Consider the following 11013-nt stretch of genomic DNA (forward strand, 5'->3'; position numbering starts at 1 on the left):
GGCTATCAGCAATCCTGGTACCCGCGATCATCGAACAGTTCGGCGCCGCGGTCATCGTCTTGCGCGGATCGCTGTCTCCTGTCCGCCCGCAGCCGTCTTGTCGGAGTCTGCTGGCACCATCGTGAGCGCGGGCGATCCTTGGCGGTTCTGGTACATCAGCGTCGATAGGGTCGGCTCGCCTCGCGGTCCGCACTGATCGATCCAAAGGGACAACCGATGAACACCTATCGCCGCCTTATCGAGAACAACGAATGGGAGGGGGCGCGCTGGAACTTCTGGCTTCTCATTGACCGCAACGGCGTTGCGCTCGAGCGTCTGGCGGAGTTCATAGAAGCGCGGTACAGCAACGAAATCGAGCCCGCATTCTCGATCACCGGTGACGTACTCACTGCGGATGAGGTCGATCTTCTCGTTCGATTCGCCGACGCGGACGACGCGGACTATATGTCGACCCACAACAAGGTTGACGGGATCCTGCGGTTGCCCGAGAACCTAGACGACGCGTTCGCTGCTGCGCTGCACAAAGGCGGCATCAAAGACATGTTCGTGTCCTGAACCAGAACCTGATGCCGGACCTGACCAAGGACGACCGCGCAAATGGCGGAAGTGGCAGGCGTTCGAGACCCCCGTGACCCGCATGCGCTGCACCCGCACCGCACCCGGTTCACCACTTCAGAGTATTGAGCTGCTCGTGGCGGATCTGGACTGCGCGCGTGTGGATTTCAAGTTGGTCGGCGGCGGTGCCGCCGATGATCGTCGGCGGGATCGTGCCGTCGCGATGCCACCCGGCCAGCTGTTCTGCTGCGTGGTTCAGGCACAGCAGAGGAGTGTCTACCGGCTGGCCGACAAGATCGACTGCGTTGCCGTCGTAGATGCGTAGCCGCACCCGCGACGCGTGAGTGCCACATGGCCTGTGAGAACTGGGGGTGTACCACGGGTGCCGGCCGATCGAGGCGAAGCAGCTTTCAGCGTGATAGAGCGGCCGGGCCTGCGCCCACATCCGATCAGCCAGCGCCAGTGCGGAATCCATGCGCATCCGAGTGTCTGGATCGAGCCGGTCGGCGTCACGGGCAAGGCGCACCGACAGATATGTCCGCCATGCCAGCCGGATAGTGGTGTCTTCGAGGATCAGGGTCTGGTCGTGCTCGCAATGGCGGGCTAAGGCTTCGGCGAAATGTGTGCCCAGCTCGAGCAGGCCGTCGATATCGCTGGCGATGACGTTCTTCAGGTCTTTGTGGTGGCTGGCGAGTTCGAAGGCCAGTATCCGAGCAGCCGACGCGAGATCTGCCGCAGGTCCGGCCTCGCGGGCGGAGATTGTTTTCAAACGGTGGCACATCCTTCCAGCACAGGGCATCGGTACGGGCGCGGAGCAACCGGTTCCATTTGGACAGGCTGCGGAGCTGGCAGGATGGGGCGCACCAGTTGCGGTGACCATACCCATTGGTACTGGGATTTCCTGGCGTGACACCCGGAGACCGGAAGTTCTACGCCCGCCTTCGATCCGCGCCTGGATCGTTCACTGACCGGTTTGTACCGGCGTGACAAGTCGGGCGCGGATCGAAGGCTCACCGATGTCAGGTGCTTCGCGAGAGGCGCTGCCAGCCAAAGGGATTGATCAGTTTCCTTGCCTGTGACCGGTTGCATGGTCAGAGGTATTCGGCGACCAGGATGAATTTTCCGTTCCATTGGGCGGGGTCGACCAGGGCGAGCACGATCTTGCCGTTCGGGGAGTTGGCGGCGTCGGCGAACACGGTCGCCATGTCGGCGTTGACTCGGCCGTCCTGCTGGGGGATCGATGAGTTCGGATCGACGTGCACGGCGGTGACGCCAGCCAGGAGTCCGATGCCGAGAACACTTGGGACGGGGCTGTTGGACAGGGCGACGGTTTCGGGGTGGCTGAAACCGGCACCGGCGATCACGCCGGGGGCGGTAATCGGCACGACCGCCGATGCCGTTGCGGCCGAGATGGTGACAGCGGCCAAACCGATGCCGGCTGCGGCGATGGCAGTGCGAATGTCCATGTTGACCTCTTCCGGAGATGAAGACGGCCGACTGCCCGGTTGGTGTCGGCTCCCCGCAGCGACTCTCGTCCGCCGCGCGGCCAACCTATCCACGCGGGCTTCGGGTCGACGGCGGGATCCACACGGCCGGTGGGTCATTCGCGCATGTTGGGTCAATGAGCTCGATGGCCACAGCGTTGTCGCCGCGGCCGTCGAGGGGCTATTGGTGCGTTGGGGGCCGGAATCGGATGGTGTCGGGGATGGGCCGGTCGACCATCGCGAATCCCGCCGTGGTGATGCTGGCGATGCTCGGGGTTGCGCCGCGCAGGTGTTGGCGGAGCTCGTCGGCGCGGTACCCGGGCAGTCCGTTGTTCTTGCGCCAGTAGAGGTAATCGCCCCACACGAGCGCGAATTGGTCTTCGGTCGGCTCGCTGTGACCGGGCAGAATCGGCACGTAGGCCAGGGGGGTCTTCAATCTGTGGCCCGGTGCGATCTGTTCCACCGCGATCACGCTGTGGTACCCCGGCGGGCACTCGGAGGGATCGATTTCGGCATCGAACTCGCCCGCCACCGCAGCGCGCACGCGGTGGCGGGCCCCGGGATTGGCGTCGAACCATTGGCGGTCGCCCTCGGAGGCCTGCGCGACGATCGCCATCTCCTGTGGGGTGCGCGCCCGCGTCCCGCCGATCGTGACATGGGTTCCTTGCCCGTTGTGAGCAGGACGCTTCCGCGGGGTTCGTGACCTCTTTCCCATGGTTAGCATGCTCTGCCACCGCGGGCCATCCACGCCACAGGCGCGCCGTGGCACCCGGATCGCTGGTGCCACACCGGCAGTGTGCTGGGCGCGGTCGCGACCATGGCGAGCGGATTGAATACCGGTCAGCGCCGTGTAGCGGGCCCTCGCGTCGTGAACCAGGCGGAAGCCGCCTCACCGTGGCGCCTCGGCGGTGACTCGCCGCCGCGACGGCGATCGACTTCGCGACCTGGGGAGAACCGAATCATGACAGCAGCGGCGATCGATCGGCTCGGCCACCGGCGGACCAGGGTTTTCTGGCTGTACACGGCGCTGGTCGCGGCGCTGTTGTTCCCCACGGTGGTCCCGGCGGCGGCGAATCCTGGCGATGAGTGCCGGATGCGGGCGGGCACGATCGAGACGCTGTCCGTGCCCTCGGGCATGGGTCCGATACCGGTGCAGGTGCAGTGGGCGCGACATTGTGGTCCCGGCGCGCTGTATTTGCTCGACGGTTTGCGCGCCGGCGCGGTCAACGGCTGGTTCGCCAACACCGACGCCGTGTCGATGTTCGCCGACGATGACCTCACCGTCGTGATGCCGGCGGGAGGTCCGGGAAGTTGGTACGCCGACTGGGCTGGCCCGACCGCCGAGCACGGACGAGTCTTGACCTATCGGTGGGAAACTTTCCTCACCGACGAACTCCCGGGGTTTTTGGCCGGTTTCGGTGTCGGTCCCGACCGATATGCGGTGGTGGGATTGTCGATGAGCGCCAGCTCCGCATTGGTGCTTGCCGCGCACCACCGCAGCCAGTTCAGGGCCGCCGCCGCCTTCTCCGGAATTCTGGATTGGCATTCACCGGACATGCGCGAAGCCGTCCGCGCCGCCACCTGGCAAGCCGGGCACGATCCCGACCGCATGGCCGTGCCAGGCAGCCCCGCCTGGGACCATCTCGACCCGGTCACCGCGGCGCCGCTGCTGGCCGGGCTGCCGCTCTACCTCGCCGCGAGCCCGGGTCTGCCCTCCCCCGGTGATCGCATCGACAGCCTCTCCGCGGCCGCCGACACCGTCGGTGCCATGGCTTTGGAGGCCGTCACCGCCGTGTCCACCCACCGATTCAAGCAGCGCTTGGACGGTCTCGGAATCGGCGCGGTCTACGACTTCCCGCCGACGGGCACCCACACGTGGAGCACCTGGCAGGCAGACCTCGCCCGAGCCCGTCCCTACCTGCTGGAGGCACTTGCCGAAGACGGCCAACCGGCACCGCGATGATCGGCGATCAACCGCCAGCGGCGGCGGCCGCCCACTGCTCCACAGGTGGCGGCCCTCGTGCCGGTAGCGAATGTGGTTGCGGCAGCACGCAACTGGCCGGGCATCGTGTGCGGGCGTCGGCATCGGAGCGGGACGGCGCGTCCACTGTTCACTTCAGCCCCACCAGCCACGGATGTTATGATGCTCGCATGCTAACATTTGCCCTCGTGGGAGTCGCCCCACGAGATGCAGGTGCACCGCGGTGCACCGCGACGTCGGTAAGGCGTCCGCTGCCGGTGCGCGCCGCCGATGCGCCGATCGACGACACAGCCGCTGACCTCGCGGACCGAGACGAGACGAACCGATGACCGAACTCGCCGACTTCCCCGATCTCGAGGACACCCACGCTGGCGACGAGCCCGACTGGGACAAAGCCACGGTGACGCCTCCCGAGGCCGAATCGGCCCATTCCGGCGACGCCGATCCACCGCCAGCGACGGCGGCGCACATCGATTCCGACACCGAGGTTGCCCTGCCCGGCACCGACCCCGCCGAGGCGGGGTCGGGCCCAGACGAACTCGACCAGGACGCGGTCCACCGCCAGGCTCTTCGCGAGGTTTACACGACCCGAGTAGCGAAGACCTTCTATGTGTGCGCGTTGTTGGGTGATCGCAGCAACCCCGCTCAGCTCAACCGTGGCGAGGTCGTGCAACGGCTGCGCGAGCTCACCGACGACGAGACCCTCGACAAGCCCGCGATCCAGAACAACGTCGGCCAGTACGCCAAACTCTGGCGGGAATGGATCACCGCGCGCGAGACAGCCCAGCCGATCCCGGCCACGATCGGGGATAAGCAGGCGCAGACCCTCGATGACATCTATCTGCACCTGTTCGGCGACTCCCCCGAGCAGCCGACATGGATGTCGGCAGCGGCGCAGCGGGACGTCGACGACAATCTCCCCCGCACCCAGATCCAGGGCGATACCGCGCCGCCCGAACCGGCCACGAGCGGTAGCAGCGGCGACGTGGTTGACAGCGAGCTCAGCACCGGCGCAGCCACCGTGGCGCCGCAGCCCCCCGCTGAAGCCTCACCGCACGATCCGGCCGACATCGGCGACGTTCAGGGTACCGGCGCACCCCAGGACAAGGACGTACCTCCGGCGCGCATCCTCGTCGAACTCGCCACTCGTGGCCGTGAGGCGCAACCGATCCAGACCGACCCGGCACTGTTCGCCGACTGGTCAGCCGACGAGATCATAGCCGAGCGTGAGGTGGCCGAGTGGATCCGCGCCCGGCGGCGAAAGGCCCGCAAAATCGCGGTCGCCGCGCAGCTCGCGGACGAGAGCCGTGACCGAAAGGCACTCATTCGCCTGCGGGCCGTCCAGCGCCGGGAGCGGCGGATCGCCCGCAAAGCCCTTGCCGCGCAACGACGCAAGACCAGCCCGCACGCGCAGATCGCGAGCTTGTTCACCTACCAGTTCGGGACCACCCTGGCCTTGGCCTCGGTGGTCGCCGCCGGCATGGCGTGGTCGGCCACCAACGTCCAACGCAACATCGTCGCCCAAGGCCTCACCTCCTCGGACCTGCTGTACTGGACCAGCTACCTGCTCGAGGCCATGATCTCGATCTGCCTGGTCGTGATCATGGTCGGCACACCCAAACTCGCGGAATGGGGCATACGCCCGCACCGTATCGGACAGGCGGAGCTCGGACTGCTCGCGATCACCATCGGGCTCAACACCTACCCCTTCCTCGCCGACAAAGCGTGGGGTCAGGCGGTCGTGCACTCAGTTGCGCCCGGCATGATCGGCGGTGCCCTGCTGATCCACCACCGCCTGTCAGCGGCGTACGGAAATGCGATCCAGTGCGCCGCCGCACAACTGCCCCCCGACGACCTCATTGCAGGCACAGATCCATACCTCGATGCCGTGCCGTTGTCCGAGCTGGCTCCACCCACACGCGACAGCAGGTGACCGCCGAGTGAAGACACCACGGCTGACACAGGTTGTGCAGTATCCACCGCGTTCAGTCGACGGATCACGGCAGAGATGATCAGATGTTGGAAACCAGGAACGAGGTGAGAACATGTACCGACCCACTAAAGCGGGCCTACCAGCCACGATAGGCGCCCGCCAGCACCTCGTGTGTGAGCGATGCAGCACCTCGGTCGATGGTTTCGCTGCGGCAGGACCGGCCAGATGCTTTCATCGGCTTCCATTCCGGCGCGCCGCCGACGGTTTTATGAAACCTCGAGGCAGGATCTGGGGCATGGCGGAGAAAGCGAAACGCGCGGGAGGACGTCCTGAAAGAGAGGACGGCCCGGACTATCGCACAGTCGGTGCCAAGATCCCCGGATCGCTGGCGCAGCTGGTCAAAGAGCCCGTCGGCACACCCGACTACCCGACCCTCAAGGCCCGCGTGGTCACGCTGCTACGCAACGGTTTGGAGTCCTACGCCCAGGGCCCGAACCGACTCGGTGTCATCTACACCGGCGACCGTAAATACATCGGCCCAGTGGATCTGCCTCAGCCACTCGGTGACCAGTTCATGGCGCTGGTCTCCACCGAGGACGTACCGGCCGATTTCCCCTCGATCACCGCTTGCATGATCGAACTGCTGCACCGCGGGCTGGCCCGCGAGCAGGAGCGAAGCGCCGACTTGCCGGTCCAACCGGAGTTGCCACTGGCACCTACGGGTACCTGACCTAGAACAAGCGAAAGGCCCCCTCCGCGTCCAAACAGATGGGGACCTTCGCTTCAACTACCAACGAGCATCGAAGAGGTTGTATGTCCCTTTCGCGTACTCGGGAGGCTGTATGCCTGATCCGAGTGTAAAGCATCTACTGGCGAATCTTCCAGGTAGCGCGCCGATCGAGCGCCGGACTACCTGCGCGTCCGACCTGATTTCGCGGCGATTTCGCCTGCTTACGGCTGCCGCTGGCACGTTCGGGGTGAGCTGCGCTCCCCCACCGATGCCAGCCCGGGCGCCGTGGTTCACCTTCCCCATGCCGTGGCCATGCTCTGCGCCGCCGACGAACGTCGGATCGCTGACGCGCTCGCCTGGCTGGTTCCCGACCGCGCGAGGAGGTGGTTCTCGACTGCGCTGAACAGCGCCGAATTCCTAAGTCAATACGGGCCGAGCAGCGGCTTCGAGCAGCACGGAACCCTCTTCCTGGCAGAAGGGGTTCGGCGCTGAGGGAGATTCCCTCGACTGCTCAGACCTTGGGTTCGATGACTGGTCGATCCCTGGGTGGTCGTTGCGTTCTCAGAAAGGTGTTGCCGTGGTGGGCAGCTCCAAGGGTAACGCATGCGCTCAGCACCCTCACGCCGAAGACGATCAGCCTTCGGCGAGTTGTGACGAATTTGTCACCAGCACAGGTGCTGACGTCGAAACAATCGCGCGCCTCAACGCCGGCCAGCGTGGCCGGTCGTGGGCGCTTCCCGTTGATACCGGGGTCGCGGCACGGATCCCCGCGTGGACGAGCCGCAGTATCTGGCACGATCAGGTCAAGGCCGCCCTCGACAGCGACACCGGCCAGCGTCTCCTCGCGACGCAGAAGGTGAAAGCCTCGCGGGTGATCGCCGTCGCCGTCGCCATGTCGCTGCTCGCTTCCAGCGACACCGGCCGGGATGTGACCGCATCCAACTATCGCCTGGCACGCAACGCCGGAGTCAGCGAACGAGTGGTGTCGCGGGCCCGGCGGGTCCTGAGCGATCTCGGGCTTGCCGTGGAGGTCGAACGAGGACGCCTCCTCTCAGCACAGGAGCGCGCGGCCGCGAAAGCCCACCACGGTGGCTACCAGGCCCGCGCGGCGTCGGTGTGGTACTTGACCACCCCGAGGGAATCGGCTGCCGTTCGTGCACCATTCCGTCGCTCAGCCTCGATGGGCCCCGGTTCGCGAGCCCGCCGAGCCGCATCACGCATTCCCCAGGTCAGCACCGGTGGCGATCTACCCCCCTCCAGGGGGGTTTGTAGTTCATCTCTAGTTCGGAAGAACTCACCAAAGCGCGCGCGAGCGCACACTCGGCGCGGAATGAACTCAAGTAGGAACGCCGCTTTGGACCTCCTGCCACGCCCACTGCACGCCCAACTCACCGCCGCCGAGCTCGTTGGCTGCTGCATCGGCCTCGACAGCGGCGCTTGGCGGCGACTGGGTTTCGACCAGTGGATCCGGGTGCCCGGCAACCACATCGGCGCAGTCGTCGACGCCATCGTCGCAGCAGGAATCGACACCACCATTTGGACTGGGCAAGCTATCAAAAAGCGCCTGGACCAGCACAACAAGGATCGCGGATTGGCCTGGCCCAACCAGATCCACCAACCTGCGGCATTCCTTCGTACGTTGCTGAGCAACCTGGACTGGTCGCAACAGGTTCCCCCGGAGCCAGCGGCCGTCGCCCGCGCACGATCCGCGGCCAACCGTGCTGAGGCCCAGCGTCAGCGTGCAGAAAGTGCAGCGACAGATGTCGCTAAGGGCCCGGGGTTCGCACGCTACCGGCGTTGGCGCACCGAGATGGACCGCAAGAAGCCCCACTTGGCGAAGAAGCTGCCCACTCCAGCCCCTCAATCACCAGAGGAGCCCACAGACGGCGGACGGCCACTTCTCCGCTGGCTTGTCGAAGAAGAGGCCCCTACCCGACTTGCCGGCGGTATTTAAGACACGGACGACCACAGCGTGGAAGGCACTGGGGGCGAACCGCAGTACACACGGTTGCGCCGGTGCTGGTCGGCATCGGAATGCTTATCCACCACAAGATGTCGGCAGGCATCGAAAAAGTCGATCAGTAAAGCGGCGCAATGAGCCAGGGACCTCGACACAGATTCCGCAGTGCCACCGGCGGTTCACTGCGACCAAGGGTCGGCGAGCGGGGACTACCTGCTGGCTACAGCCATCCTGGGCAACTACCGCGCGATCATCCTCACCGTAGGTCGACGGGTCTACCCGTATGCATCCGAGCGGACAGGCCGGAGGGTTCGGGGTAACCGTTTGACCTGCTGCAGACGATGCCTTGGACACAGCGAATCCAGAGTGAAAGACCTGTAGGGCTGGCCGGCTCGATGCTGTGGTTGGGAGGGCCAAGAATTGCACACCTGTAATTTCCACAGCCGAGGCGAGCCTACTACAGGAAATCTCTTTTACAAGAAAGAACTATATGGGGGTCCAAAAAATGTGCTTTGACCTGCCTTTTTGTCGTGTCACGGTGACCTCATTAATTCGAGCTGGTGACCCTTGTAATTCGTCCGGTCCTGGGAAAATGAGTTTGAGACGGTGACCCTATTAATTTGTGGATAACCTTCCCCAGCGCCCGAGTTATCCACAGATTGTGTATAACTTGGGATGCGAATTAGATGGGTCACCGGGACCCTGACCTGAGCGAATTAGATGGGTCACCGCGAATTAGAAGGGTCACCAGGTCTGTCCAGTTCGTGCACGCCGTGCACGTTGCCGTCCGCGCGCCCGCCGCAACGAATTAGATAGGTCACCACAGTCGGCCAGGGCTGGCGCCCGGCGAATTAGATGGGTCACCACCGGCTGAGGGTCCGACGCTCCAACGAATTAGATAGGTCACCTTGAGTAATATCCGCTGCTCAGAGCCATGTTTCGTCCCACGGGCATCAGTGCTCATGGCACCCTGGACAGCGAATAAGAAGGGTCACCACCACTGCCGTCGATTCACCATGGCCGCGACAAACAACCAGGTCAGGACCAGATAGGCAGCGGTGACCTGACCTATGCGGGGCCTAGCGAATCAGCAGGGTCACCCGCGGCGACTCAAGAACACGGCCCTGACCTGCACGCAAGGACACTCGACAACATCGGTGACCCTTCTTATTCGAAGGGGTGTGTTCGTTCGCGTCATCTCCACCCCACTGAGGCATAGTGATCGGCATGGCGCGACCCAAACGCGATGAGCTGGCATTGCTGGCTGCCGCCGATCTCATAGAGGCAGCAAGGGAAGCCGACGATCAGGAACTGGCGTGGACAACGCCGCTCCTCGCTCAAACGTGCCTGCCCGTCCGGAACCCCGGGAACATCCCGGTGTACGAGCGCCGCAACGGCGACACCCTCCTCACGATCCGGCCCGGCTACGTCGACGACCCAAAGACCGGCAAATCCAAGAGCTTGGGCTACCCGAGTGGCGTACTCGCCCGCAAGTCGATGATCTGGATCATCGGAGAAGCCCGCCGAACCAAGTCACGCGAGCTGGTCATGGGCGACGGCATTACCGACTTCCTTCGGACGCTGCAGCCCGGATCGGCCGCATCCGCTGGCCCCACCGGCAGCCTGACCCGGCTACGTGTTCAAACCGAGCAACTATTCAATGCCGCAATCACTGTGCGCATCGACCGGCCGGGCCCGGACGGTGAACCCGCCACCATCATCAAGAACCTGACCGTCGCCAATCAAGCCGTCCTCTGGGGCAAGGACAGCAAAGGCACCAGCCGCGCGGTGGTCCAGCTTTCCGGCGACTTCTATGACGAGATCCTCCAGCGTGCACTACCACTGGACTGGAACGCGCTACATGTGTTCGGCGACGACGCCACAGCAATCGACCTGTACATCTTCCTCACCTACACGATGGCCACCCTCAAGCGCCGCATCACCATCTCGCTCGACGATCTCAACGAACGCCTTGGGCTGATGCGCAAGCTTGAAACCAAGGAAGCCCGCTACAAGGCCCGCAAGGCATACGAGAAAAAGCTAGCCCGCGTCTTGTCGGTTTACCGAGACGCCAACGTCGAACTCACCACAGCCGGCCTGGTCCTGACGCCGAGCAGGCCGCACGTACTCCCCAAGGGCTGGCGGGCAGTGGAATCCAGCCTAATCGTTCCGCCCTCGATTGGAGCGTAACAGTCCCGGAAACGACGAGAGGGGCGCCGCGTCGAGCAGGGCTACAGCGTCTACGTCGGATCGTCGAGTTTGATTGTCGGGTGTGCCGCGATTGGGCCTCGCGGAGACCCAGGGCGACGCTTACAAGTCCCGTGCTGCTGATCTCTGCGCCGGGTGGGTCACTGGCGGGCTAACACAGTT

9 protein-coding genes are annotated in these 11013 nt (G+C 64.7%); 6 read left to right on the forward strand and 3 right to left on the reverse strand.

What is annotated here, in order from left to right:
• Positions 1-216: 216 nt before the first annotated feature.
• On the forward strand, positions 217-555 hold the full coding sequence (locus IBX18_RS39420) for a hypothetical protein (protein ID WP_194838510.1): 339 nt from the start codon (positions 217-219) through the stop codon (positions 553-555).
• A 109-nt stretch (positions 556-664) separates the two neighbouring features.
• Here IBX18_RS39420 and IBX18_RS39425 read toward each other — a convergent pair whose 3' ends face one another.
• From IBX18_RS39425 to IBX18_RS39435, 3 genes are all read right to left on the reverse strand, one after another.
• Positions 665-1336 (reverse strand): hypothetical protein, encoded by a 672-nt coding sequence (locus tag IBX18_RS39425; RefSeq protein WP_194838511.1) that lies wholly within the window; start codon positions 1334-1336, stop codon positions 665-667.
• Positions 1337-1646: 310 nt separating this feature from the next.
• Positions 1647-2021 (reverse strand): hypothetical protein, encoded by a 375-nt coding sequence (locus IBX18_RS39430; RefSeq protein ID WP_194838512.1) that lies wholly within the window; start codon positions 2019-2021, stop codon positions 1647-1649.
• Between the two features lie 199 nt (positions 2022-2220).
• Positions 2221-2754, reverse strand: a complete 534-nt coding sequence (locus tag IBX18_RS39435) for a hypothetical protein (protein ID WP_228542506.1) — start codon at positions 2752-2754, stop codon at positions 2221-2223.
• 246 nt (positions 2755-3000) lie between these two features.
• Between IBX18_RS39435 and IBX18_RS39440 the strand changes: the two genes are divergently transcribed.
• From IBX18_RS39440 to IBX18_RS39460, 5 genes are all read left to right on the forward strand, one after another.
• Entirely contained in the window at positions 3001-4002 is a 1002-nt protein-coding gene (locus IBX18_RS39440; RefSeq protein ID WP_194838514.1) for an alpha/beta hydrolase family protein, read from the forward strand.
• A 343-nt stretch (positions 4003-4345) separates the two neighbouring features.
• Positions 4346-5953 carry a hypothetical protein gene (locus IBX18_RS39445; protein ID WP_194838515.1) on the forward strand — a complete coding sequence of 536 codons (1608 nt, stop codon included), beginning with the start codon at positions 4346-4348 and terminating at the stop codon, positions 5951-5953.
• 295 nt (positions 5954-6248) lie between these two features.
• Positions 6249-6683 (forward strand): hypothetical protein, encoded by a 435-nt coding sequence (locus IBX18_RS39450; protein ID WP_194838516.1) that lies wholly within the window; start codon positions 6249-6251, stop codon positions 6681-6683.
• A gap of 580 nt (positions 6684-7263) precedes the next feature.
• Entirely contained in the window at positions 7264-8637 is a 1374-nt protein-coding gene (locus tag IBX18_RS39455; protein ID WP_194838517.1) for a hypothetical protein, read from the forward strand.
• Positions 8638-9870: 1233 nt separating this feature from the next.
• Positions 9871-10833, forward strand: a complete 963-nt coding sequence (locus tag IBX18_RS39460) for a replication protein RepA (protein WP_194838518.1) — start codon at positions 9871-9873, stop codon at positions 10831-10833.
• Positions 10834-11013: the final 180 nt, after the last annotated feature.

It is taken from the genome of Nocardia sp. XZ_19_369 (genome assembly GCF_015355715.1).
In the GTDB taxonomy this organism is placed as follows: domain Bacteria; phylum Actinomycetota; class Actinomycetes; order Mycobacteriales; family Mycobacteriaceae; genus Nocardia.